Genomic DNA, 24941 nt, shown 5'->3' with positions numbered 1-24941 from the left:
GCAGCAAATCCCCAGGAACGTACACCAGTACGTGACTGGGGTGAGCGAGGAAAGCCAACGCACATGCAACTTGAAGTATGACGGGTATATTTATTTTTCGACTTTTCTATCCCGTATAAATCATTTCGATAAACAAAATCTCTCTGCCAGACTGCATAAATTGTTATCAATGTTAAGCAAAAGCAAACAATTAGTTATAAGGGGAGATTAAAATTATGCGCGTCATTACTCTGGCGGGAAGCCCACGCTTTCCCTCTCGCTCCAGCGCGTTACTGGAATATGCCCGAGAAAAACTAAACGGTCATGATGTCGAAGTCTTTCACTGGAACCTGCATAACTTTGCCCCGGAAGACCTAATCTATGCCCGTTTTGACAGTCCGGCGTTGAAGACATTTAGCGAACAATTGCAGGATGCAGACGGGCTGATTGTCGCCACGCCGGTCTATAAAGCCGCTTACTCTGGCGCCCTGAAAACCCTGCTCGATCTGCTCCCCGAGCGAGCGCTGGAAGGGAAAGTAGTTTTGCCGTTGGCTACCGGCGGCAGCGTGGCGCATTTGCTTGCCGTCGATTACGCGCTGAAACCGGTACTGAGCGCATTAAAGGCCCAGGAGATCCTGCACGGTGTGTTTGCCGATGATTCGCAGGTAATTGATTATCAACATAAACCTCAGTTTACGCCTAACCTTCAGCAGCGTCTGGACAGTGCGCTTGATACCTTCTGGCTGGCGTTGCATCGTCGCGACGTCCAACTTCCTCAACTGAACACCCTGCGAGGTGCCGCCCATGCTTGATCTTCTCAAGCGTCACACGTCATGGCTGGCACTGAGTGGGTTGTTGTCGTTGTCAACTCTGGGGCATGCCGCAGAATCGGCCCCCGATGCCCTGCGTATTGGTTACCAGAAAGGAAGCGTCAGTATGGTGCTGGCCAAAAGCCATCAGCTACTGGAGAAACGCTATCCGCAGACTAAAATCTCGTGGGTCGAATTCCCGGCTGGGCCGCAAATGCTGGAAGCGCTCAACATCGGCAGTATCGATCTCGGCAGCACCGGTGATATTCCGCCAATTTTCGCCCAGGCTGCCGGAGCCGATCTGGTTTACGTGGGCGTCGAGCCGCCCAAGCCGAAAGCCGAAGTGATTCTGGTGCCGAAAAATAGCCCGATCCAGAGCGTCGCGCAGCTTAAAGGACATAAAGTCGCCTTCCAGAAAGGGTCCAGCGCCCACAATTTACTGCTCCGGGCGCTGCAACAGGCTGGACTGAAACTTACCGATATTCAACCGACCTATCTGACTCCCGCCGACGCGCGAGCAGCCTTTCAGCAAGGAAACGTTGATGCATGGGCTATCTGGGACCCCTATTATTCCGCCGCGTTACTGCAAGGTGATGTACGCGTGCTAAAAGACGGCTCAGACCTCAAGCAAACCGGTTCGTTTTATCTCGCCGCCCGTCCCTATGCCGAGAAAAATGGCGCATTTGTTCTTGGCGTACTGGATACCTTTAGCCAGGCCGATGCGTTAACCCTCAGCCAGCGCCAGCAAAGTATTACCCTGCTGGCCAAAACCATGGGACTGCCAGAACCGGTGATTGCGTCTTATCTGGATCACCGTCCGCCAACCACCATTGTGCCAGTCAACGCCTCTGTTGCAGCCCTGCAACAACAAACCGCCGATCTGTTTTATGACAACCGTCTGGTGCCGAAAAAAATCGATATTCGCCAGCGTATCTGGCAACCCACTCAGCAGGCAGGAGAAAAATTATGAGTCTGAACATGTTTTGGTTTTTACCCACCCATGGTGACGGTCATTATCTTGGAACGGAAGAGGGTTCGCGCCCTGTCGATCACGGTTATCTGCAACAAATCGCGCAAACGGCCGATCGTCTTGGGTTTACCGGCGTTCTGATCCCAACTGGTCGCTCTTGCGAAGATGCCTGGCTGGTCGCCGCCTCGATGATCCCGGTCACCCAGCGATTAAAGTTTCTGGTCGCGCTGCGTCCAAGCGTTACCTCGCCAACGGTTGCCGCACGTCAGGCTGCAACGCTCGACAGACTCTCAAATGGCCGGGCGTTATTTAACCTGGTGACCGGCAGCGATCCACAGGAACTGGCAGGCGACGGCGTGTTCCTCGATCACACCGAGCGCTATGAAGCCTCTGCTGAATTTACTCAGGTCTGGCGGCGCTTGCTGCAAGGTGAAACGGTGGATTTCAACGGCAAACATATTCACGTCCGCGGCGCGAAGCTGTTTTTCCCTCCCGTACAACAACCCCGACCACCGCTTTATTTCGGCGGCTCGTCTGATGCCGCACAAGATCTTGCTGCAGAACAGGTTGATCTCTACCTGACCTGGGGCGAGCCGCCCGAACAGGTGAAAGCGAAGATTGAACAGGTGCGGACCAAAGCAGCGGCGCTCGGGCGTAAGATCCGCTTCGGCATTCGTCTGCATGTGATCGTACGAGAGACAACGCACGAGGCATGGCAGGCAGCGGATCGTCTGATAGCCCATCTGGATGACGACACCATCGCCAAAGCCCAGGCCGCCTTCTCAAAAACGGATTCGGTTGGTCAGCAGCGAATGGCTGCACTGCACAACGGTAAACGCGACAAACTGGAAATTAGCCCGAATCTGTGGGCAGGGGTAGGACTGGTACGCGGTGGCGCAGGGACCGCACTGGTTGGAGATGGTCCTACGGTCGCAGCACGTATTAACGAGTATGCCGCGCTGGGAATCGACAGCTTTGTGCTGTCCGGCTATCCGCATCTGGAAGAAGCGTACAAGATTGGTGAGCTGCTGTTCCCGCATCTGGATGTCGCGATACCAGAAATTCCGCAACCGCAGCGCCTGCAACAGCAAGGAGAAGCGGTTGCAAACGAATTCATCCCGCGCAAAGTCGCACAAAGCTAAGGAGCGGCTAATGGCAACGACGAAAAACAGATGGTTATTGCGCCTCGCGCCCTGGTTTTTACCGGTAGGTCTGGTGGCGCTCTGGCAGCTCGCATCATCAATGGGCTGGCTGTCCAACCGCATACTGCCCTCTCCGGAGGGTGTTATCGAAGCCTTCTGGACGCTTTCCGCCAGCGGCGAGCTTTGGCAGCATCTGGCCATCAGTTCCTGGCGCGCGCTGATCGGATTCTCCATCGGTGGATCGATTGGCCTGACGCTGGGACTGATCAGCGGTCTTTCGCGTTGGGGAGAACGCCTGCTGGATACCTCGGTGCAGATGCTGCGTAACGTACCGCATCTGGCGCTGATCCCGCTGGTGATTTTGTGGTTCGGCATTGATGAATCCGCCAAGATCTTTCTCGTTGCGTTGGGCACGCTGTTCCCGATTTACATCAACACCTGGCATGGGATCCGTAATATCGATCGTGGGCTGGTAGAAATGGCGCGTAGCTATGGGTTGTCCGGCTTTTCACTGTTTGTTCATGTCATCCTCCCTGGCGCCCTGCCCTCAATTATGGTCGGTGTGCGTTTCGCTCTCGGGCTGATGTGGCTGACGCTTATCGTCGCAGAAACCATTTCAGCCAATGCCGGTATTGGCTACCTGGCGATGAACGCCCGCGAATTTCTGCAAACCGATGTGGTCGTGGTGGCCATTATTCTCTACGCCTTACTCGGCAAACTTGCCGACGTCAGCGCCCAATTGCTGGAGCGAGTCTGGCTGCGCTGGCACCCGGCTTACCACATAAAGGAGGCTACCGTATGAATACCGCTCGCTTGAACCAGGGTACGCCGCTGTTGCTGAGCGCCGTGACAAAACAATACGCCGCTAATACGGTGCTCAATCAGTTAGATTTGCATATACAGGCCGGGCAGTTCGTTGCCGTGGTTGGCCGCAGCGGTGGTGGTAAAAGCACGTTGCTGCGTCTGCTGGCAGGGTTGGAGTCGCCCACCTCAGGCGCATTACTTGCCGGAACCACCCCACTGGCGGAAATTCAGGATGATACGCGTATGATGTTTCAGGATGCGCGTCTGCTACCATGGAAGACGGTTATCGATAACGTCGGTCTGGGTCTGAAAGGTCACTGGCACAATGCGGCCCGAGATGCGCTGGCCGCCGTTGGACTGGAGAATCGTGCTCAGGAGTGGCCCGCAGCGCTTTCTGGCGGACAAAAACAGCGCGTGGCCCTGGCCCGGGCATTAATTCATCGCCCTGGTCTGCTGCTGCTGGATGAACCCCTCGGCGCACTGGATGCCTTAACCCGCCTTGAAATGCAGGAGCTGATCGTCTCTTTATGGCAAGAGCACGGCTTTACCGTACTGTTGGTCACCCATGACGTCAGCGAAGCGGTAGCAATGGCCGATCGCGTTTTGCTGATTGAGGACGGAAAAATCGGGCTGGATTTAACGGTGGATATTGCACGACCTCGCCGGATTGGTTCCGTGCGTTTGACAGAACTGGAAGCCGAGGTGTTGAACCGGGTGATGCAGCGTGGCGACAATGAAGTTCAGCTACGCAAGCAAGGTTAAAAATGCCGGATGGCGCTACCGCTTATCCGGCCTACGCGTGAATGGTAGGCCGGACCCATCCGGCAATATTATCAGGCTAACGCTTTAGAGATCTTTTCGAACAGATCGCCTGACAGATTCTCCAGACCTTTCAGCTGTTCCAGCGCCGCACGCATCTTCGCCTGACGTTTTGCATCATAACGTTTTAAGCGAATCAGCGGCTCAATCAGGCGTGACGCCACCTGCGGGTTACGGCTGTTGAGCTCAGTCAGCATGTCAACCAGGAACTGATAACCGCTACCATCTTCCGCATGGAATGCTGCCGGGTTGCTGCCCGCGAAGGCACCGATCAGAGAACGGATGCGGTTTGGGTTACTCATGCTAAAAGAGCGATGCTTCAACAGGCCGCGTACCGTTTCCAGTACGTTTCTAGCCGGGCTGGTGGATTGCAGGATAAACCATTTATCCATCACCAGACCGTCATGGTGCCACTTATTGTCATACTCCTGCATCAACGCATCACGACAAGGAAGCTGCGCAGCGACTGCCGCGGATAGCGCCGCCAGCGCATCGGTCATATTGTTCGCTTCACGGTACTGCTTGCTTACCAGCGTGTCAGCCAGATGGGTTTCGCCAAAGGCCAGGAATCGCAGGCAGGCGTTACGCAGCGTACGCTTGCCAATATCGGCATGCTCAACGCGGTACTCATCAAGATGATTAGCGTTATAGATGGCGAGGAATTCATCCGCCAGCTCGGCCGCCAACGTGCGGGTTAACGCTTCGCGTACTTCGGTTATCGCCACCGGATCAATGATGTCGAACAGTTCGGCAATTTCATTTACTGAAGGCAGCGTCAGGATCTCTGCCGCCAGCGCCGGATCGATTTTCTCATCCAGCAAAACTGCGCGGAATGCATCGGCCACGTGTACCGGCAGCGACAGCGGCTGTCCCTGCTGATGGCGGGCAACGTTGAGCTTAATGTAGGTCGCCAGCAGGCTTTGCGCCGCGTCCCAACGAGAGAAATCATTACGCGCGTGACGCATCAGGAAAGTCAGTTGCTGATCGCTCCATTTATATTCCAGTTTTACCGGCGCGGAGAATTCGCACAGCAGCGCCGGAACCGGCTGGAAGTAGACGTTATCAAAGACAAACGTCTGCTCTGCCTGGGTGACGTTGAGTACGGAATTCACCGGGTGCCCGCCTTTTTGTAGCGGGATCACTTTCCCTTCGTTGTCATACAACTCGAGAGCGAATGGAATATGCAGCGGTTGTTTTTCAGCCTGATCCGGCGTGGCCGGCGTGCGCTGGCTAATGGTCAGCGTGTACTGTTCAGTTGATGGGTTATAGTCATCACGCACGGTCAGAATCGGCGTACCGGACTGACTGTACCAGCGGCGGAAATGGGAGAGATCAACGTTAGACGCATCTTCCATCGCCTGCACAAAATCATCACAGGTTGCAGCGCTACCGTCGTGACGCTCAAAGTACAGCTGCATCCCTTTCTGGAAGTTAGCCTCACCCAGCAGGGTGTGGATCATACGAATCACTTCCGCCCCCTTCTCGTACACGGTCAGGGTATAAAAGTTGTTCATTTCGATGACCATATCCGGGCGGATAGGATGCGCCATCGGGCTGGCGTCCTCAGCAAACTGCAGGCCGCGCATGGTACGCACATTGCTGATGCGGTTTACCGCACGTGAGCCGAGATCGGAACTGAACTCCTGATCGCGGAACACAGTTAAACCCTCTTTCAGGCTCAGCTGGAACCAGTCGCGACAGGTCACGCGGTTGCCGGTCCAGTTATGGAAATATTCGTGACCGATGACGCGCTCAATATCGAGGTAATCTTTGTCGGTGGCGGTATCGGTACGCGCCAGCACGTATTTGGAGTTAAAGATGTTCAGACCTTTATTCTCCATCGCGCCCATGTTGAAGAAATCCACAGCGACAATCATATAGATGTCGAGGTCATACTCGAGGCCAAAGCGCTCTTCATCCCATTTCATGGAGTTTTTCAGCGAGGTCATCGCCCATGGCGCGCGGTCCAGGTTACCGCGATCGACGTACAGTTCCAGTGCCACTTCACGCCCTGAGCGGGTAGTAAAAGTATCGCGCAGGACGTCAAAATCACCGGCTACCAGCGCAAATAAATAGCACGGTTTCGGGAATGGATCCTGCCACTGTACCCAGTGACGACCATTTTCCAGTTCACCCTGCGCCACGCGGTTACCGTTGGAGAGCAGGAACGGATATTGCGTTTTATCGGCGATTATTTTGGTAGTAAAACGCGCCAGCACGTCCGGGCGATCAAGATACCAGGTAATATGGCGGAAACCTTCTGCTTCGCACTGAGTACACAGCGCATCGCCTGACTTGTACAGCCCTTCCAGCGCGGTATTCGCCGCTGGGCTAATTTCATTCACGATACGCAGCGTAAAACGTTCCGGCAGTTGATTGATGACCAGAGCGCCCTCTTCTTCTCTATACTCTGTCCACAGCTCGTCGTTTACGTGGATCGACACCAGGGTCAGATCTTCGCCATTCAAGCGCAGGGGCGCGTCGGACGCGCCATGACGGACAACCTGGCTCACTGCGGTGACCACGGTTTTTTCAGCATCCAGGTCAAAGGTCAAATCAATATCAGTAATCTGGTAATCCGGCGCACGATAGTCGTGACGGTATTTGGCTTGTGGCTGTTGTGTCATAAAAAAACCTTTAGCATCTTTAATAGAGTCTCGGCTTCAGTCTATTCCTGTTGCGTAAATCGCGCTACGCAGAATGTTCATCTTTTCAGGCACAAACACCCTTTTTGCTACATTTTTATAACACGTGGCACGAATTGCCCTCGACCAGAAAGAGAGCTTATGGTGTGATCGGGGTTCAATAAATCGCTAAACAGGGTATACTCCAGCGGTTTTCTTAGTTGTTTATTGTACTAAACGCTCCCGTGAGAGGATGCTACTGCGCACCTATGACACAATTCGCTTCTCCTGTTCTGCACTCGCTGCTGGATACAGACGCTTATAAGTTGCATATGCAGCAAGCCGTTTTTCACCACTACTATGACGTACAAGTAGCGGCTGAATTTCGTTGCCGTGGCGATGACCTGCTCGGTATTTATGCCGATTCTATTCGTGAGCAGGTGAATGCTATGCAGCACCTGCGACTGCAGGAGGATGAGTACCAGTGGCTCTCCGGCCTGCCTTTCTTTAAAGCTGATTACCTCACCTGGTTACGTGATTTCCGCTATAACCCGGAACAGGTTTGCGTCACCAATGATAACGGTAAGCTAAACATCCGCTTAACCGGTCCGTGGCGTGAAGTGATCATGTGGGAAGTCCCGCTGTTAGCGGTGATTAGCGAACTGGTACACCGTTACCGCTCACCTGAATCAGGCGTCCCGCAGGCACTCGATGAGCTGGAAAGCAAACTAGTAGAATTCTCTGCTTTAACAAAAGATGTCGATATGTCCCGCTTCCATTTGATGGATTTCGGTACGCGTCGTCGTTTTTCGCGCGAAGTACAGCAGGCTATCGTTAAACGCCTGCAGCAAGAGCCCTGGTTTGTCGGCACCAGTAACTACGATCTGGCCCGCCGCCTGTCATTAACCCCAATGGGTACGCAGGCGCATGAGTGGTTCCAGGCTCATCAGCAAATCAGTCCTGAACTTGCCACCAGCCAACGTGTAGCCCTGGCCGCCTGGTTAAATGAGTATCCTGATCAACTCGGCATTGCATTGACCGATTGCATCACCATGGACGCATTTTTACGCGACTTTGGCGTTGAGTTTGCGACCCGCTACCAGGGATTACGCCATGACTCAGGCGATCCGGTGGAATGGGGTGAAAAAGCCATCGCCCATTATGAAAAACTGGGTATTGATCCGCTGAGCAAAACGCTGGTCTTTTCAGATAACCTCGATCTGAAAAAAGCGATTGAACTCTACCGCCACTTCTCTTCCCGCGTACAGTTGAGTTTTGGTATTGGGACACGGCTAACATGCGACATTCCACAGGTTAAGCCGCTTAATATCGTAATTAAGCTGGTGGAATGTAACGGCAAACCAGTGGCGAAGTTATCTGACAGCCCGGGTAAAACCATCTGCCACGATAAAGCATTTGTTCGTGCACTGCGCAAAGCCTTCGATCTCCCGCATATTAAAAAAGCCAGTTAATCCTTCCAGGGAGCCATTTTGGCTCCCTTATTCGCGTTTATTTCCGAAATCTTTCACTCCAGCTACGAATTCTGCTTGTCTGATTGCAGATGCCAGGTAACATAGGTATCCCCCCCATTATGGGTGGACATGTGTTTATATATCCGACTATTAACAGAGAGAATATTATGAGCGTTGTGCCTGTAGCCGACGTACTCCAGGGCCGCGTAGCCGTTGACAGCGAAGTCACCGTGCGCGGATGGGTGCGTACCCGCCGAGATTCAAAAGCTGGCATCTCCTTCCTCGCCGTTTATGACGGTTCCTGCTTTGATCCTGTACAGGCCGTCATCAATAATTCTCTGCCCAATTACAATCAGGACGTACTGCACCTGACGACGGGTTGTTCAGTTATCGTAACGGGTAAAGTCGTTGCATCACCTGGACAAGGACAGAGCTTTGAAATTCAGGCCACTGAAGTTGAAGTCGCGGGCTGGGTTGAAGATCCTGATACCTACCCAATGGCGGCTAAGCGTCACAGCATCGAGTATCTGCGTGAAGTGGCGCATATGCGTCCGCGCACCAATATGATTGGTGCGGTAGCGCGCGTACGTCATACGCTGGCGCAAGCGCTGCATCGCTTCTTCCACGAGCAGGGTTTCTTTTGGGTATCGACTCCGCTGATCACCGCTTCCGATACGGAAGGTGCCGGTGAAATGTTCCGTGTTTCTACACTGGATCTGGAAAACCTGCCGCGTAACGATCAGGGTAAAGTCGATTTCGATAAAGACTTCTTTGGTAAGGAAGCGTTCCTGACCGTTTCCGGTCAGTTGAACGGTGAAACCTACGCCTGCGCTCTGTCCAAAATTTATACCTTTGGCCCGACGTTCCGTGCAGAAAACTCTAACACCAGTCGTCACCTGGCAGAGTTCTGGATGCTGGAACCAGAAGTGGCGTTCGCTGACCTGAACGATGTTGCAGGCCTGGCTGAAGCGATGCTGAAATACGCGTTCAAAGCCGTACTGGCAGAGCGTGCGGATGATATGAAATTCTTCGCTGAACGTGTCGACAAGGACGCGATTTCACGCCTGGAACGTTTCATTGACGCTGACTTCGCGCAGGTGGATTACACCGACGCGGTAAGCATTCTGGAAAAATGCGGCAAACAGTTTGAAAACCCGGTTTACTGGGGTGTGGATCTGTCTTCCGAGCATGAACGTTATCTTGCTGAAGAGCACTTTAAAGCGCCGGTGGTGGTGAAAAACTACCCGAAAGATATCAAAGCGTTTTATATGCGCCTTAACGAAGACGGTAAAACCGTTGCTGCAATGGACGTTCTGGCTCCTGGAATCGGCGAAATCATCGGTGGTTCTCAGCGTGAAGAGCGTCTGGACGTGCTGGATGCCCGTATGCTGGAAATGGGTCTGAACAAAGAGGATTACTGGTGGTATCGCGACCTGCGTCGCTACGGTACCGTTCCGCATTCCGGCTTCGGATTGGGCTTCGAGCGTCTGATCGCTTACGTCACCGGCGTGCAAAACGTCCGTGATGTTATTCCGTTCCCGCGTACTCCGCGTAACGCCACCTTCTAAACGTGCGTTATTGTTTCAAAGGCCAGCATTGCTGGCCTTTTTTATACCCTTTTCATATTATCTGGATACCCATCTCACGTTAAACACAACCATTCACCCCCCTCCACCTGTTACGTAATATTTCATCGCAATACATTTGCACAAAAAATAACCAGTAATTTTATTGTGGATTAGCATTTTCTGATTAAATAGTACATTTTTTAGCCTTTTGCACGGCACTCCAGACGTCCAAAAATCGTTACCTGTAAAATCCGAACTTTCCGGTATTACGGAGAAAAAATAACCTTATCAAAATTAAATATAAGAAAATCATATAAATAGAAATAAAAACGAGAATTTTCAGCGCAGGGGTATCCGAAGTTTGACGCTGTTCACAAAGTTGCACAAAAATAACATTTTGTTACACATTTTTTCTTTTTGAAACCAAATTTTTATATTTGTAGCACTTTGACGGTAGCGAAACGGTAGTTTGAATGGAAAGATGCCTGTCAGACACATAAAGACACCAAACTCTCATCAATAGTTCCGTAAATTTTCATTGACGGAATTTATTGGCGGCAGTGGCAGGTGTCATATAAAAACCGATGAGGGTAATAAATAATGATGAAGCGCAATATTCTGGCAGTGGTTATCCCTGCTCTGCTGGTAGCCGGGGCAGCTAACGCTGCAGAAGTTTACAACAAAGATGGTAACAAGCTGGATATCTACGGTAAAACCGTTGGTCTGCATTATTTTTCTGACAGTGCTGCTGACGATGGCGATCAGACTTATGCTCGTCTTGGTTTCAAAGGGGAAACTCAGATTAACTCCGAGCTGTCCGGTTACGGTCAGTGGGAATACAACTTTGCCGGTAACAACTCTGAAGGCGGCAGTGACGCTCAGAACGGCAACAAAACCCGTCTGGCATTTGCTGGTCTGAAATATGCCGATCTGGGTTCTTTCGACTACGGTCGTAACTACGGTATCGTTTACGATGCTCTGGGTTACACCGATATGCTGCCAGAATTTGGTGGTGATACCGCATACAGCGACAACTTCTTCGTTGGTCGTGTTGGTGGTGTTGCAACCTACCGTAACTCCAACTTCTTCGGTCTGGTTGACGGTCTGAACTTCGGTATCCAGTATCTGGGTAAAAACGAACGTGATGGCAATACCGGTCGCTCTAACGGCGACGGCGTTGGCGGTTCTGTAAGCTACGAAATGGATGGTTTCGGTATCGTGGGTGCTTACGGCGCAGCTGACCGCACCAACGCGCAGGAAAACTCTTTCTACGGCAATGGCGGTAAAAAAGCTGAGCAGTGGGCGACCGGCGTGAAATACGATGCTAACAACATCTACCTGGCAGCGAACTACGGTGAAACCCGTAACGCGACCCGCATCTCAGGTGCTGGTAACAGCGGTTTTGCGAACAAAACTGAAGACGTATTCGTCGTTGCTCAGTACCAGTTCGATTTCGGCCTGCGTCCGTCCCTCTCCTACAACAAGTCTAAAGCGAAAGACGTAGAAGGTATCGGTGATGTGGATCTGGTCGATTACTTCGAAGTAGGTGCGACCTACTACTTCAACAAAAACATGTCCACCTATGTTGACTACAAGATTAACCAAATCGATTCTGACAACAAACTGGGCGTGAACTCTGACGACATCGTTGCAGTTGGTATCGTTTACCAGTTCTAATAGCAGACCTCTTTGTTAAATGCCTTAAAAACAGGACTTCGGTCCTGTTTTTTTATATCTGCCAGCGGATTCTTGCGTCTTAAAAAAACACCTCAGCTTTTCGTCAGTAACGGTTGGCATTTTGTAAATCTACCGTTAACCTGATAGCGGACTTCTCTTCTGTAATCACTATGGAACCTCGTCATGTTTGAGAACATTACCGCCGCTCCTGCCGACCCCATTTTGGGTCTGGCTGATTTGTTTCGTGCCGATGACCGCCCTGGAAAAATAAACCTCGGGATCGGTGTATATAAAGATGAGACAGGCAAAACGCCGGTGCTGACCAGCGTTAAAAAAGCCGAGCAATATATACTGGAAAATGAAACCACCAAAAACTATCTTGGCATTGACGGTATTCCAGAGTTTGGTCGTTGTACTCAGGAATTACTGTTTGGTAAAACGAGTTCGCTTATCAACGATAAACGCGCACGTACAGCACAGACCCCTGGTGGCACTGGCGCACTGCGCGTGGCAGCTGATTTTCTCGCAAGAAATACGTCGGCTAAACGCGTATGGGTGAGCAACCCAAGCTGGCCGAACCATAAGAGCGTCTTTAACTCTGCCGGTCTGGAAGTTCGTGAATACAACTATTACGATGCGGCGAACCACTCATTAGACTTTGATGCGCTGCTGGCCAGCCTCAGCGAAGCTCAGGCTGGCGATGTGGTACTGTTCCACGGCTGCTGTCATAACCCAACCGGTATCGATCCTACGCTTGAGCAGTGGCAAACGCTGGCTCAGCTTTCTGTCGAGAAAGGATGGTTGCCGCTGTTTGACTTCGCATACCAGGGCTTTGCCCGCGGTCTGGAAGAAGATGCAGAAGGTCTGCGCGCATTCGCCGCGCTGCACAAAGAGCTGATCGTTGCCAGTTCCTACTCCAAGAACTTTGGTCTGTACAATGAGCGCGTAGGTGCCTGTACGCTGGTTGCTGCTGATGCTGAAACCGTCGACCGTGCGTTTAGTCAGATGAAATCAGCCATTCGCGCTAACTATTCCAACCCGCCAGCACACGGCGCATCCGTAGTTGCCACGATTCTGAGCAATGACGCGCTGCGTGCCATCTGGGAACAGGAACTGACCGATATGCGCCAACGCATTCAGCGCATGCGTTTACTGTTCGTGAATACGCTGCAGGAGAAAGGTGCGAACCGCGACTTCAGCTTTATCATCAAACAGAACGGCATGTTCTCATTCAGCGGCCTGACAAAAGAGCAGGTTCTGCGTCTGCGTGAAGAGTTTGGTGTCTACGCTGTCGCTTCCGGACGTGTAAACGTAGCTGGAATGACGCCAGATAACATGGCGCCGCTGTGCGAAGCGATTGTCGCAGTACTGTAATCTATCGCGTACAGAAAAGGCCGCAATAGCGGCCTTTTTATTTATCTGCGGTATTACCAGACAGGCATTTCGTCCTGCAGGAACGGGTTATGAAGCCGTTCGTTACCCAGCGTAGAAAGTGGGCCGTGACCCGGAATAAACGTCACGTCATCGCCCAGCGGCAACAGTTTACCTTTAATCGAATCGATCAGTTGGCTGTGATCTCCGCGCGGAAAATCGCTGCGCCCTACGCCACCTTTGAAAATCACGTCACCCGAAATCAGTAACTTTGATTGCTCATCAAAGAAGACCACATGTCCCGGTGTATGACCCGGACAATGCAACACCTGCAACGTCACGTTGCCAACGCTGACCCGATCACCTTCGTTCAACCAGCGATCGGGCGTCAGCGGCTCACAATCGCCCAGACCAAACATGCGGCTCTGCGCAGGGAGACCCTGTAGCCAGAACTCATCTTCTTTTTCCGGACCAATAACCGGTACACCATAATGCTGTGCCAGTTCAGCTGCCGCCCCAACATGATCAAGATGACCGTGAGTAAGCAGGATCTGCATTAGCGTCAGACCGCTGGCATCCACTTCCTGTTTGATTTTCTCGGCATCGCCGCCGGGATCGACCAACGCGGCCAGACGAGTCTGCTCACACCAGATTAGCGAGCAGTTCTGGGCGAATGCAGTGACCGGAATAATACGATAGTTCATACAGCTCCTGTTTCATTAAGCTTATGGATCACCAGTGCCGTGCAGGGCCGGTGTCAATATGCACAAAGTTACTGCTGGGGTAGTATCCTACACCACCTGCGCGCATAGATAACGCAGCTTTGCGAATATTACTTAATGCGATGCCTTCAATATGGAAATCCATGGCCTGCCCTTTGGTGTGGTAGCTTTTCTTGGCCACACCGCGACTGCGCGCACGTAGTTCATTATTGGTATCGACGGAACGATAACCGGAGATCAGCTGTACGGGTTTACGCGTACCCAGCAGGCCCTGCAGACGGAAGAGTTGATCAAACAGTCCGGGGTCAATGGATTTCACTTTATTGGCCCGAAAATCACGGAAAAAGTGGTTAAGTTTTGCTAATTCGTCCTGAATATAGCCCCTGCCATCAAAAAACTCTGCTTTTATTGACTCACCGGTATGCAGGTTATTCAGAGTCAATATACGCGGACGTGGGGTAGAGAGTGTTGCAAACGCAGGCGTAGGCAGGATGGCAGCGCCGAGGGCAATACCACCAAGCGCCAGCAGTTTGCGGCGATTAGCGTCAAATTTGTCCATGGTATTAAGGTCTACAAGGTCAATGTTATCGTATGTATGCTCTAGCGCACGCGGGAAACCTTATCTGGCTAAGTAGTCCACGTCAAGGCTCCCAACCCCAGGAAATACGGGGCTCACAGCCATTTTGCCCCGTTTCCAGCATAACTTACGACAATCATTTTCCTCGAACTGCTTCATTTATCTGATTAATTGCTCGGCTTTTGACACAATTTGTGCGCTGGATCGCGCTGTCAGATCGTAATTGTAAATATCTGTACGATACTGCGTGCGACCATCCGGGCCAACAAATGCGGTCAGATAGTAGAGGTTGACCGGAATATTCTGGCGAATATTCACGTACCGCGTATCCCCTTGCTTCAGGGCATCCGAGATGCGGGTATCATTCCAACCCGCGTCCTGTAGCAGCATATTCGCCAGCTCAGATGCCTTATTCACACGCACACAGCCGGAACTTAACGCCCGCGTATCTTTCTGGAACAGATTGTGGTTCGGCGTATCGTGCAGATAAATAGCGTCCGAACTCGGCATATTGAATTTATAGCGTCCGAGCGAGTTGCGTGCGCCCGGAGCCTGCTGAAAGCGGAACGGCAGATTGGACGCAGTGATGGTGGCCCAGTCAACCTGCCACGGATCTATCGTCTCTTTACTGTTCCAGCCGCGCATTACGGTATAGCCGTGACGTTCAAGATATCCCGGATCATTCCATAACTTAGGCAGAATATCTTTTCGGGCCAGCGTCGGCGGAACGTTCCACGGTGGGTTAACGACCACGTTATTCAGCGCACTACTCATCATCGGCGTTTTGCGATCTGGACGCCCGACAATAACGCGCGAGGCCAGCACCTGATTGCCATTCTGATAATAAACCAGCGAATAGGCAGGAATGTTCACCATGATACCGGTAGACAGCTCACTCGGCAGCAGGCGCAAGCGCTGAATATTTAACGCCAGCACGCCCGCACGCTGAGCAGGCGTTACGTTCAGCCAGTCACGCGTGGCAGGGCCAATCGCGCCATCAGCCCCAAGCCCTTGCCACGTCTGAAAACGCTTTACCGCATCGACAAGTTCACGATCGTAAGCGCTACGTCCTTCTTTAGCAGATGTACTGACGGTGGACTCCAGCATTCCCGTACGACGCAAAATTTCACGCAGCGCAGGGATGTCATTACTCCACTCCCCCGGACGTAGCGTCGCGGTACCGGTTAGCTGCGGCCAGGGACGTGTATCACCTACCAGCTTGAGCAGCGATTCATGCATTGCGGCGTACTGCGGATGCTGCGGTGCCAGGCTGGCAACAAACGAAGTTAGTTGACCGTTATCCAGTGCGACCTGCCACTGGTTGATGACAGAAATCGGCGGCGTCGTTAGCGCATAGGGCTTACCGCTGTAAAGCCAGCGATTACCTTTGACAGGGATATTAGCGATAAAGTGCAGATACCCCATCATCGCATCCGAGAGCACAATGTCTCTCGCCTGACCGGTTACTGCCGGATCAGTCAGAAGTGCAACCCAGGTAGTAAACTGCGGCTGAAAGCCAGCAATCGCGACCTCGGCCAACTGTTGTTGAAAGGCCTTTACCGCATCACGATTTTCCCACATCGGCTTCATTTCACGTGCGGCATACAGCAATTCCAGCTGGCTCATATACACTGGCGTGAAGCCCGCTGGAAGTTGAGATTGTAATTCGGCGCGGGCTTGATCAACTGACACGCCCTGCGGTAACGGTTGAATCCCCGCCATAATAGCCGTCGCGGAAGATTGTACCTGCGGCTGCGATAATGCTGTTGGCTGTTCACTGACGCTCGCGGAGCTATCGCCAGGGATCATTTCAGGCTCATCGGCCTGCGCATTGAACAGTGGAGCGAATGTTACGGCCAGGCACAAACTGATTGCCGACAGCCGACGACCACACATTTTATTAAGCAACATCCCTTGCCCCCTGTTTTCTTTATCATACTCTATAGCCAGGCACCATAAATCGGGTGTGCAACGCCTGTAGACGCCAATACAACTGAAGTATGACGAGTAAGCCTGCATACCCGTCAGGCTTATCTTCAGTATATAAACTTCGCCAATGTTTTACCTGGTATAATGTAAAGAAGTTAAAAGAAATTGCACCTGCAATTGAGACTTTTCGGAAAAGAAGAAAGGCGGTCAAATGACCGCCTTTCTATTTAGCTTGCCTGCGAGGAGGCATCTTCAGTCCCCGGCAGTGGTTCCGGTAACTGAGGCGCAAATCCGCGCAGCCCCACCACATGAACGTGCTCGGTGTTCTGGAAGACTTTACGCACCAGTTTGTAGGTCGTGCCTTTCTCTGGGCTGATGTTTTCCGGGGCAGCGATAATCAGCTGCATCTGCAAACGCTCACACAGCTCAAACAGAGTCGCAATAGAACGCGCATCGAGTCGTGCTGCTTCATCAAGGAACAGCAGGCGGCAAGGAGAGATGTCTTTCCCGCGCAATCTGCGACCTTCATCTTCCCAGCTTTGCACCACCATCACCAGAATAGACATCCCGGTCCCGATCGCTTCACCCGTTGACAGCGCGCCAGATTCAGCACGCAGCCAGCCGTCAGAGCCACGGTTAACCTCAACTTCCATCTCCAGATAGTTACGGTAGTCCAACAGCTCTTCACCTATGGTTTGCGGCGTACGCTGTCCCATGTCAATCTGCGGATTCAGACGTTGATACAGCTTCGCCAGCGCTTCAGAGAAGGTCAGACGATTGCTGTTAAACAGATCCTGATGCTGCTCATGCTGCTCTGAAAGTACGTCCAGCAAGGTAGCATGCGTTTCACGCACATTGACGTTCAGGCGAACGCTGTTAACCTGGCCAAACGACACACTTTGCAGCCCCTGGTTCAGCATGCGAATACGGTTCTGTTCACGCTGAATGGTCTTACGAATAATGTTCGCCACGCTGCGTGAGCTGATCGCCAGTTTCTGTTCACGAGAGGTTAGCTCTTCCGTCAGACGGCTCAGCTCAATCTCCATCTGTTCGATGGCTTCAACCGGATCGTCGGTACGGATAATATCCTGGCGAATACGTTCACGCAGATGCTGGTAAACCGCGACGAAGAACTGGATTTTGCGCTCTGGGCGTTTTGGATCTTCAGACATACGCAACACATCGCGCAGGTGTTCGTTATCCGCAACCGCCAGACGTAGCGCACCGAGCGCCTTATCCGACATCGAACGCAGTTCGTCACCGGAAAGATAGGCCAACTCGCGACGGTGCAGGCGACGTTCCACACCGTTATCTTTCACCATCCGCATGACTGCACACCAGCCGGCTTTGGCGGTGACTACCTGCTCACGCATTTCATGATAATCACGTTCCAGCTTGCGCAGTCTGCGGGTCAGGTTTTCCATCTCCGCTTCGCAGAAGGTCAGTGCTTTCTCAAGTTGGTTGCGGCGTGCACGGTTGTTGCTGAGCTGCGCATGCAGTTCGTCACGACGGATACGCGCGCGCTCTTCGGCACCGCTGTCCGCACGAACGCCAATATCCTGCAGTTCACGTTGTAAATCATTAAGCAGCTCTTTTTTGGTGTCATAAGAGCTTTTTAGCGATGCCATGACCTGGTTGTACTGGCTTAACTGTGCAGCATGACTACGCAGCGCTTCACGAGCGCGGGTACGTTCGGCTTCCGCCTGTTCCAGGCGTTCACGCAATTTTTCGTTCAGATCGCTATTACCGCTCAGCATTTCGGCTGAGTCGGAATAACTAAAGTGCGCCCGACGCTGTACGACTTCAGTCAGCGCAAAAGCCTGCTGACGTGCGTCGCGCTGCATCTGCTGGGAATACGTATAGTCTTCCTTCAGCTGTTCAAACTGCTCAGGGTCATTTTGCAGAACTGAAACGATAGGTTCCAGTTTCGCCAACTGATTACCATGTTGCTGTACAAAACGCGCGGCTTCCTGAGCTTCATCCAGACGCTCGCGAATTTCGTCCACGCGATCGGCCAGCGTGTCATCTGCCAGCAGATTCAAGCGCGGCAGCAGGCGGTTCAGCGCGGAGACGCCCTCTTTCGCCTGTTCAAACTGCATACGGCTTTGCTGATTATCATTTTCATGATTGGTCAGCGCACGTTCCAGTTCAACGCGACGGCTATTCAGTTGGCGAATTTCCGCTTCTGGATCGGCTTCAAACGCCACCGACAGATGGCTGCCGATAAAGCGGCTGAACGCCTGATGCAGACGCTGGGTTTTCTGTACATCAAAGGAGAGCGTGGCGAAACGTTCAGACAGCCCTTCACGCTCGGCATGCAGGGTTTCGATACGGCTTTCGCGCGCGGCACGACCAAAAATAGGCACCTTCGGGAAGCGGGAATAACGCCATTGACGCTCGGCGGTTTTCACCACCACCGCATTTTCCAGTTCATCAACGCTGAAGACGCTATCATCAAACGACTGCGGATCCCCTTCGATGAAATAGAGATCTTCCGGGCAATCCGTCAGCCCTTCAAGCTGTTCGGTAATTAGTGATAGATCTGGTACCACGATGGCATGGCGCGAAGGACCGTACAGCGCAGAGAAGTACGGGGCATCTTCAAGGCTAACGTCATCATAAATTTCTGACAGCAGCACGCCGCCAAAGCGTTCAGCCAGCGCGTTCAGACGCTGATCTTCCGCACCGCCCGGCTGACTTAAACGTTCAATCTCTTCATCAACCGCATTTTTACGTGCACCGACTTCATCACGCTCAACAATGGCCTCACGCTCGCGCTCCAGCAATTGTTGCAGATACTCGGTCACATCCTGGCTGGAGGTAAACTCTTCGCCACACTGCTCGCTAAGCTGATTCAGGCTATTTTGCGCAGCCAGCCAGACAGGTGCCCGCTTCATTAAATACTGAATACGGGATTGTAGCTGTTCCTGTTCCTGACGCAGCGTCATACGCTGTTCGCTGGCAGACGAGACGCTGTCCGACAAGGCGGCGATGCGCGCTTCCAGTTCCTGGTGCAGCGCTTCCAGCTCATCGATATCAAACTGTTTACCCTGACGCTTGCAGAATTCGGCCAGCAGACGCTCGGCATCCTGCTGTTCGCGCAGACGCTGCTCCAGTTCGCTCAGTCGCATACGCAATGGCTGAACCTGTTCCGCCAGGTGGCGCTGTTCAACGCCTTCGCGCAGCAGTTCACGCGCCACGCTCCAGGCTTCACTACGTGCCAGCGGGCCGTTGATAGCCGCCACCAGCTGATAAGCCTGTTCGAACTGGCTATGCGCGGTTTGCGCCACGCTCATTTTTTGTTCAAGCGTTAGCAGCTTTTCAGTGGCTTCCTGCTCTTTGGCCTGGAAAGTCTCCAGCCATTCTGCGGCGCTGTCGGCTGTCAGATCTGGTAGGTGGCAGAGCTCTTTCGCCCGATTTAGGGCCTGAATCGCCTGGGTATACTGGATGGCTCGCGTCTGCTGGACGTCCAGCGCCTGCTGGTAATCGGCAAGCTGGCTTTTCAGCTCATCCACTTCCAGTTCGGCGGCTTCCGCGCGGGCTTCGTTTTCATCCTGGCGGTCAACGGCTTCCGCAACCACCTCATTTTGTTCTTCAAGACGGATCTGCAGTTCTTCGAGATCCGCTTCGTAGCGTTCAATTTTTTCCTGCTGACGCAGCGCGGTTTGCACCAGATTCAGGTGATCGCTCGCGGCCTGATAATCGGCTTCCAGATCGCCTTCGGCGCCGTTATGCTCGCCTAGTTCACGCGCCATATCCACGTGCTTGTACTGCTCTGCCGCCAGCTGCTTACGTGAAGTATACAGTTCACGACGATATTCCAGTGCTTTATCCAGATGGATACGACGTTCGTTGGCATGGCGCATATAATCCGCAGCCACATAGTTGGTCGCTTCGCTGATCAAATGCTTAAACAGGTCGCGGTCAGACTGAGTTACGCGAATCGCTTCCAGCGTCATGCGGTTTTCACGCAGCGCGGCTTCCATATCCTGGAACGCTTTACGGACGCCGCCGTTTTCCGGCAGCAGGTAGTCACGCAGTGAACGGGTAATGGCGCTGGAGATCCCACCGTACAGCGAGGCTTCAATCAAACGGTAGAATTTACTACGATCAGACGCGGAGCGCAGACGGCGAGCAATGATGCCCAGATCGAACATCAGCGAATGATAATCGGTTATTGAGTTGAACTGCTTAAACTGCACACCTTCCATCTCATCAAGCTTCTCTTTCAGCTCAGGTAGAGACAGTACGCGCGCCTGGCGTTCGTTCAGCGTTTCCGTCACCAGTTGGGTTGGCTGTACCGACATCGGCAGCCCCTGAATGGCAAACGGTTTGATATCCACTTTGCGATCACGACCCGCAACCTGTTGCAGACGCACACCCACGACCACGCGCTGATGACGCGAGTTGAGGACGTCGAGCATTGAGTAACAGACCCCTGCTTTCAGCTTACCGTGCAGACCTTTATCACGTGAACCGCTGGTTGCACCAGCTTCGGTGGTGTTACGGAAATGCAGCAGGGTTAAGTCCGGAATGAGCGCCGTAACAAATGCCGCCATGGTGGTGGATTTACCCGCACCGTTACCACCGGACAGCGTGGTGACCAGCTCATCGAGATCAAACGTACGGGCAAAAAAACCATTCCAGTTAATCAGCGTAAGTGAGCGAAATTTACCGCGTTCAATCATTATTCTTCTTCTCCACTGTCCGGCTGATTCTCTTCGGGCTCATCGTTGAGCTGCAGACGGTTCTCGACCGCCATCGCTTCACCATCACGAATTAAGCGACGCTGTGCTTCACGCGGATCGTCACCGCTACGCACATCCGCGCCAAAGCGGAAGACAGATTCTGTAATACGGAACTTGCTGCTGTCGTGGCCCAGAAACCACACCATGCCTAAGCGGCGCAAGCGGTTGAGCGAAGAACGCACTTTTTCCTGTAGCTTCTGGCGGTCAACGTCAGAACCGGTTGAACGGTTGTTTACCAGCTTCAGCAGTTTGGCTTCATCCGCCAGCGTTAACAGCTCGTCATACAGCTCTTGCTGAGTAAAAATCCCTTCGTTCGCCAGGCGTTCCGGGCTGAGATAGAGATAGCACAGAATTTTACCCACCATCATGTCCAGTTCAGACAGGACCGAACGCGGAATGAGCGTCGTTGAACGCGGACGAAGGTAAAAGAACCCTTCCGGCGCACGGATCAATTCCACGTTGTAGCGGCTGTAAAACTCTTCAAAATATTCCTGAAAATCCATCAGGAAGGCATGATTATCCAGTTCATCCAGACCGATATGGCGGCCCGAACGTAAGGCGCTATCCAGCGCCGGAAATAACGGATTCGCCAGCGCCTGCGCCAGCTTTACCGGCATCACTTGTTCAATATTTGTCAATGACATGCGCCTGTACCTTGGCTCCGTAATCATTAATCGGCTGCCATTTGGCTGGCAGTCCGGTGAAGTCTGCTTGCGCTACGCCAAGGCGTACCGCCTGATCGATAACAATACGCGCGACGTCGAAATGACGCGCACGTGGGTATTGCGCCAGATACTCGCGCACTACCAAACCGAGATCCAGTGGTGTTTGTCTGGATTTGTAGATAGCCAGCTGTTCTTCGATGATCGCCGCCAGTTGTTCACGGATCTCGTTAAATTCTTCATATTCCAGATCTTCCGGAAGTTCACCGGTGACCTCTTCGTCACGCAGCACCATCTCCTCGTCACGCATATCCAGCAGACGATCGGCGTTGGCATAGGTCAGCGCCCATGGGTCGTCAAAGTAGGTCTGCACGGACTGACGCAGACGCTGGGCGAAGACGCGGTTTTTATCCATATCGATCGCGGTACGGATAAATTTATGCACATGACGATCGTAGCCGATCCACAAGTCAATGGACTGCTGACCCCAGCTAATAATGCGGTCGAGCTTGCTTTGTAAATCAAACACCAGCCGATCAACAAAATGCAAATCATCATGCGTCATTGTGGCGTCCTGGATGCGTAACAGGTTAGCCTGTAGCTTATCCCCCGCCGCCTCCAGCGTATCCTGCAGTTCACGCAGCGTACCAGACGTTTCAGAAAGCAACAGTTCACAGCTGGAAATCGCCGCCCGCCAGTCTTTGTTTAGCAACTGTGCGATGTCGTCTTTTACCTGCTGCTGCTGTTCATCCATGATGCGCTGGGTCAGATCGATACTGTCGAAAATCTCCGCCACCGAGTATTTCAATGGCGCATAGACGTTGCGGTGCCAGTGGAACTCATCGCCACCTTCCGCTGCCGCATCCGCCGCGCGCTTCAGTTCGCCTGCAACAATCGACAGTTGCATGGAAAGACGCAGCGTAGAGAACTCGCGCTGACGAATATAGTAATCTGTGATGCCAATCCCGAGCGGCGTTAAACGGTAAATGGCGTTGCCTTCAGCCTGCTCGCTGGTAAAGCGGTTCAGCAGACGTTGACGCACCATATCGTTGATCGCGTTGTTGGCGCGGACGCCGATGGTTTCGCTGGTTTGCTCAAACGCATCACTCACATGGCGGAACGCATCCACCAGTTCACCTTCACTCATCTCACCGTCAAGTCGCTCACCGTTCAATGTGGCGACCGCCAGCAGGAACGAAAGTCTGTCTACCGGCAGAGAGATGGAGAAGTCATTTTTTCTGGCCCAGGCAACCAGTTCGGGGACTGTCTGGGAAAATTCACTCATAGGTTATCCTTGCATCTGCGGCTCGGGCCGGACGTTTAATCGCGGTGACATGAATATAGCGCCCAAGGCTGATATACGGTTCCTGGCGGCAATAGCGCGTTTCTATTTCTGTTAAAGCATCAAAACAGTCATGCTGTTTTTGTTTATCACGCAGATAATCATGAAACACCCTCACGCCCGTTTTACCGGTTATCTCCCAGCCAATCTCCTCCAGCCAGCCATAGACCTGCTGAGGGTCGCGCGGGAAATCGGGAGACAACGTGCGCCGTTTCTTTTTATACATTCCCTGCTGTACATAGCCGAAATTACCGACCAACACATTACGCATCAACAGGCCATTTGCATTGTAGAACATCAGCGATAAAGCACCGCCCGGGCGTAACATCGACCACAATGTTTTTAAGACGGCTTGTGGATCGGCCACCCATTCCAGCACAGCATGAAACAATATCAGATCAACCTGAGAATCCAAATGCTGTGGGATATCCTGAGCGGCACAATGTATAAAATGCATGTTGTCGCTCACACCTTGCTCTTCTGCCGCCCGTTGCGCTCGCGCCACCATCTCAGCAGAAAGATCGCACAAGGTAACGTGATGGCCCCGCTGCGCCATCAGAATGGCTGTCTGCCCTTCTCCGCCACCCGCATCAAGCACACGCAATGTCTTGCCCGCGTAGTCGGCAAGAAGTTTGTCCAGATCCTGCCAGAGGATCGTCTGGCGAAGCTGACCTTTAGTGGTGCCGTAAATGTTACGGGAAAACTTCTCTGCAATGTCATCAAAATTGCGATCCCGCATCAGGCTCTCCACATGCTGGCTTTAGGGTGACTAAGTAAAACCGCTATTTTGTCACACCCACGCCGAGAATGAACCTTCCTGGTGTAATATCGCTGCAGATCCCCTGCTGTATGGTTAAAAAAGGAACCAAAAAGGATGCTTTTTACGCTGAAGAAAGTGATTGGCGGTATGATGCTGCCACTTCCGCTAATGCTCATTATCATGGGTATAGGCCTGGCGCTGCTCTGGTTTAGCCGCTTTCAAAAAACAGGGAAAGTGTGCATTAGCCTGAGTTGGCTGGCGCTGTTACTTCTTAGCTTGCAACCCGTCGCTGATAGCCTACTGAAACCGATTGAGGACAGCTATCCAACCTGGCAGGATACACAAAAAGTGGAATACATTGTGGTGCTGGGCGGAGGGTATACCTGGAATCCTCAGTGGGCACCAAGTTCAAACCTAATCAGCAACAGTCTTCCGCGTCTGAATGAAGGTATTCGCCTCTGGCGTGCTAATCCGGGATCGAAGCTTATCTTTACCGGTGCTGCGGCAAAGAGCAATAACGTCAGTACTGCAGAAGCGGGAGCCCGCGTAGCGCAGTCACTGGGTGTGCCACCCGGTGATATCATCACGCTGGATAAACCTAAAGATACTGAAGAAGAAGCCGCAGCAGTTAAGCAGGCCATCGGCAGCGCGCCGTTCCTGCTGGTGACCTCCGCATCGCACTTACCACGAGCAATGATTTTCTTCCAACAAGCTGGACTACACCCGTTGCCCGCGCCGGCTAATCAGTTAGCAATTGATTCACCGCTAAATCCGTGGGAGCGCGCGATCCCCTCTCCCGTCTGGTTGATGCATAGCGATCGTGTTGGTTACGAAACATTGGGTCGCATCTGGCAGTGGTTAAAGGGATCGGAGCACTGACAGAAATATTGCCTGACGGCGACGCTAACGCGGCTTATCAGCCCCAGGCGTTCAGCGCAGAATTGTAGGCCGGATAAGGCGCTCACG

Annotated in this window: 18 protein-coding genes; 10 read left to right on the top strand and 8 right to left on the bottom strand. The window is 52.7% G+C overall.

What is annotated here, in order from left to right; translation table 11 throughout:
- The first annotated feature begins 215 nt into the window (after positions 1-215).
- From ssuE to ssuB, 5 genes are read left to right on the top strand one after another with little or no spacing between them, the layout of a single operon-like run.
- Entirely contained in the window at positions 216-791 is a 576-nt protein-coding gene (gene ssuE, locus G4551_RS08555) for an NADPH-dependent FMN reductase (protein WP_003035849.1), read from the top strand.
- On the top strand, positions 784-1758 hold the full coding sequence (locus tag G4551_RS08550) for a sulfonate ABC transporter substrate-binding protein (protein WP_003836853.1): 975 nt from the start codon (positions 784-786) through the stop codon (positions 1756-1758). The genes ssuE and G4551_RS08550 overlap by 8 nt, the downstream gene beginning before the upstream one ends.
- Positions 1755-2900: an FMNH2-dependent alkanesulfonate monooxygenase gene (ssuD, locus tag G4551_RS08545; protein WP_003836856.1), complete on the top strand. Its 1146-nt coding sequence runs from the start codon at positions 1755-1757 to the stop codon at positions 2898-2900. The genes G4551_RS08550 and ssuD overlap by 4 nt, the downstream gene beginning before the upstream one ends.
- Before the next feature lie 10 nt (positions 2901-2910).
- Positions 2911-3702: an aliphatic sulfonate ABC transporter permease SsuC gene (gene ssuC / locus G4551_RS08540; RefSeq protein ID WP_003035843.1), complete on the top strand. Its 792-nt coding sequence runs from the start codon at positions 2911-2913 to the stop codon at positions 3700-3702.
- Positions 3699-4466: an aliphatic sulfonates ABC transporter ATP-binding protein gene (ssuB, locus tag G4551_RS08535; RefSeq protein WP_003035840.1), complete on the top strand. Its 768-nt coding sequence runs from the start codon at positions 3699-3701 to the stop codon at positions 4464-4466. Before ssuC ends, ssuB begins: the two co-directional genes overlap by 4 nt.
- A gap of 71 nt (positions 4467-4537) precedes the next feature.
- On the opposite strand, the gene pepN is transcribed toward ssuB, so the two are convergent.
- The gene (gene pepN / locus G4551_RS08530) at positions 4538-7150 is read right to left on the bottom strand and encodes an aminopeptidase N (protein WP_003035838.1); all 2613 of its coding nucleotides are present in this window, start codon (positions 7148-7150) and stop codon (positions 4538-4540) included.
- A 266-nt stretch (positions 7151-7416) separates the two neighbouring features.
- Here pepN and pncB point away from each other — a divergent pair, with 266 nt between their 5' ends.
- The 4 genes from pncB (at position 7417) to aspC (ending at position 13238) form a co-directional block, all read left to right on the top strand.
- Positions 7417-8619, top strand: coding sequence for a nicotinate phosphoribosyltransferase (pncB, locus tag G4551_RS08525; protein ID WP_003836860.1), 1203 nt, complete (start codon positions 7417-7419; stop codon positions 8617-8619).
- Positions 8620-8786: 167 nt separating this feature from the next.
- Positions 8787-10187 (top strand): asparagine--tRNA ligase, encoded by a 1401-nt coding sequence (asnS, locus tag G4551_RS08520; RefSeq protein WP_032936329.1) that lies wholly within the window; start codon positions 8787-8789, stop codon positions 10185-10187.
- Positions 10188-10787: 600 nt separating this feature from the next.
- A complete protein-coding gene (ompF, locus tag G4551_RS08515; protein WP_016149871.1) occupies positions 10788-11864 on the top strand; it encodes a porin OmpF in 1077 nt (358 codons plus the stop codon).
- A 183-nt stretch (positions 11865-12047) separates the two neighbouring features.
- Positions 12048-13238: an aspartate transaminase gene (aspC, locus tag G4551_RS08510; RefSeq protein WP_003035825.1), complete on the top strand. Its 1191-nt coding sequence runs from the start codon at positions 12048-12050 to the stop codon at positions 13236-13238.
- A 53-nt stretch (positions 13239-13291) separates the two neighbouring features.
- Here aspC and G4551_RS08505 read toward each other — a convergent pair whose 3' ends face one another.
- The 7 genes from G4551_RS08505 to cmoM form a co-directional block, all read right to left on the bottom strand.
- Entirely contained in the window at positions 13292-13939 is a 648-nt protein-coding gene (locus G4551_RS08505) for an MBL fold metallo-hydrolase (RefSeq protein WP_003836868.1), read from the bottom strand.
- A 28-nt stretch (positions 13940-13967) separates the two neighbouring features.
- Positions 13968-14516 carry a YcbK family protein gene (locus tag G4551_RS08500; RefSeq protein ID WP_003035820.1) on the bottom strand — a complete coding sequence of 183 codons (549 nt, stop codon included), beginning with the start codon at positions 14514-14516 and terminating at the stop codon, positions 13968-13970.
- Positions 14517-14693: 177 nt separating this feature from the next.
- Positions 14694-16445, bottom strand: coding sequence for a L,D-transpeptidase (ldtD, locus tag G4551_RS08495; protein WP_003836872.1), 1752 nt, complete (start codon positions 16443-16445; stop codon positions 14694-14696).
- A gap of 245 nt (positions 16446-16690) precedes the next feature.
- Positions 16691-21151 carry a chromosome partition protein MukB gene (gene mukB, locus G4551_RS08490; RefSeq protein WP_003836875.1) on the bottom strand — a complete coding sequence of 1487 codons (4461 nt, stop codon included), beginning with the start codon at positions 21149-21151 and terminating at the stop codon, positions 16691-16693.
- Positions 21151-21855, bottom strand: coding sequence for a chromosome partition protein MukE (gene mukE / locus G4551_RS08485; RefSeq protein ID WP_003035809.1), 705 nt, complete (start codon positions 21853-21855; stop codon positions 21151-21153). The genes mukB and mukE overlap by 1 nt, the downstream gene beginning before the upstream one ends.
- Positions 21836-23158, bottom strand: coding sequence for a chromosome partition protein MukF (gene mukF, locus G4551_RS08480; RefSeq protein WP_003836877.1), 1323 nt, complete (start codon positions 23156-23158; stop codon positions 21836-21838). The genes mukE and mukF overlap by 20 nt, the downstream gene beginning before the upstream one ends.
- A complete protein-coding gene (gene cmoM, locus G4551_RS08475) occupies positions 23151-23954 on the bottom strand; it encodes a tRNA uridine 5-oxyacetic acid(34) methyltransferase CmoM (protein WP_003836880.1) in 804 nt (267 codons plus the stop codon). The genes mukF and cmoM overlap by 8 nt, the downstream gene beginning before the upstream one ends.
- Before the next feature lie 135 nt (positions 23955-24089).
- On the opposite strand from cmoM, the gene elyC reads away from it, so the two are divergent.
- Complete coding sequence (gene elyC / locus G4551_RS08470) at positions 24090-24854, top strand: envelope biogenesis factor ElyC (protein ID WP_003836882.1); 765 nt, start codon at positions 24090-24092, stop codon at positions 24852-24854.
- Positions 24855-24941 lie beyond the last annotated feature (87 nt).

Source organism: Citrobacter freundii ATCC 8090 = MTCC 1658 = NBRC 12681 (genome assembly GCF_011064845.1).
GTDB lineage: Bacteria > Pseudomonadota > Gammaproteobacteria > Enterobacterales > Enterobacteriaceae > Citrobacter > Citrobacter freundii.
The sequence above is the reverse complement of the archived record's forward strand: the minus strand, read 5'-3'. Positions and strand labels throughout refer to the sequence as shown.

Bases quoted from the DNA above. Each gene is read 5' to 3' on its own strand.
- cmoM (WP_003836880.1), bottom strand. From the start codon at position 23,954: ATGCGGGATCGCAATTTTGATGACATTGCAGAGAAGTTTTCCCGTAAC.
- G4551_RS08550 (WP_003836853.1), top strand. From the start codon at position 784: ATGCTTGATCTTCTCAAGCGTCACACGTCATGGCTGGCACTGAGTGGG.
- ldtD (WP_003836872.1), bottom strand. From the start codon at position 16,445: ATGTTGCTTAATAAAATGTGTGGTCGTCGGCTGTCGGCAATCAGTTTG.
- G4551_RS08500 (WP_003035820.1), bottom strand. From the start codon at position 14,516: ATGGACAAATTTGACGCTAATCGCCGCAAACTGCTGGCGCTTGGTGGT.
- pepN (WP_003035838.1), bottom strand. From the start codon at position 7,150: ATGACACAACAGCCACAAGCCAAATACCGTCACGACTATCGTGCGCCG.
- ssuC (WP_003035843.1), top strand. From the start codon at position 2,911: ATGGCAACGACGAAAAACAGATGGTTATTGCGCCTCGCGCCCTGGTTT.
- pncB (WP_003836860.1), top strand. From the start codon at position 7,417: ATGACACAATTCGCTTCTCCTGTTCTGCACTCGCTGCTGGATACAGAC.
- ssuE (WP_003035849.1), top strand. From the start codon at position 216: ATGCGCGTCATTACTCTGGCGGGAAGCCCACGCTTTCCCTCTCGCTCC.
- aspC (WP_003035825.1), top strand. From the start codon at position 12,048: ATGTTTGAGAACATTACCGCCGCTCCTGCCGACCCCATTTTGGGTCTG.
- asnS (WP_032936329.1), top strand. From the start codon at position 8,787: ATGAGCGTTGTGCCTGTAGCCGACGTACTCCAGGGCCGCGTAGCCGTT.
- elyC (WP_003836882.1), top strand. From the start codon at position 24,090: ATGCTTTTTACGCTGAAGAAAGTGATTGGCGGTATGATGCTGCCACTT.
- mukE (WP_003035809.1), bottom strand. From the start codon at position 21,855: ATGTCATTGACAAATATTGAACAAGTGATGCCGGTAAAGCTGGCGCAG.
- ssuD (WP_003836856.1), top strand. From the start codon at position 1,755: ATGAGTCTGAACATGTTTTGGTTTTTACCCACCCATGGTGACGGTCAT.
- G4551_RS08505 (WP_003836868.1), bottom strand. From the start codon at position 13,939: ATGAACTATCGTATTATTCCGGTCACTGCATTCGCCCAGAACTGCTCG.
- ssuB (WP_003035840.1), top strand. From the start codon at position 3,699: ATGAATACCGCTCGCTTGAACCAGGGTACGCCGCTGTTGCTGAGCGCC.
- ompF (WP_016149871.1), top strand. From the start codon at position 10,788: ATGATGAAGCGCAATATTCTGGCAGTGGTTATCCCTGCTCTGCTGGTA.
- mukB (WP_003836875.1), bottom strand. From the start codon at position 21,151: ATGATTGAACGCGGTAAATTTCGCTCACTTACGCTGATTAACTGGAAT.
- mukF (WP_003836877.1), bottom strand. From the start codon at position 23,158: ATGAGTGAATTTTCCCAGACAGTCCCCGAACTGGTTGCCTGGGCCAGA.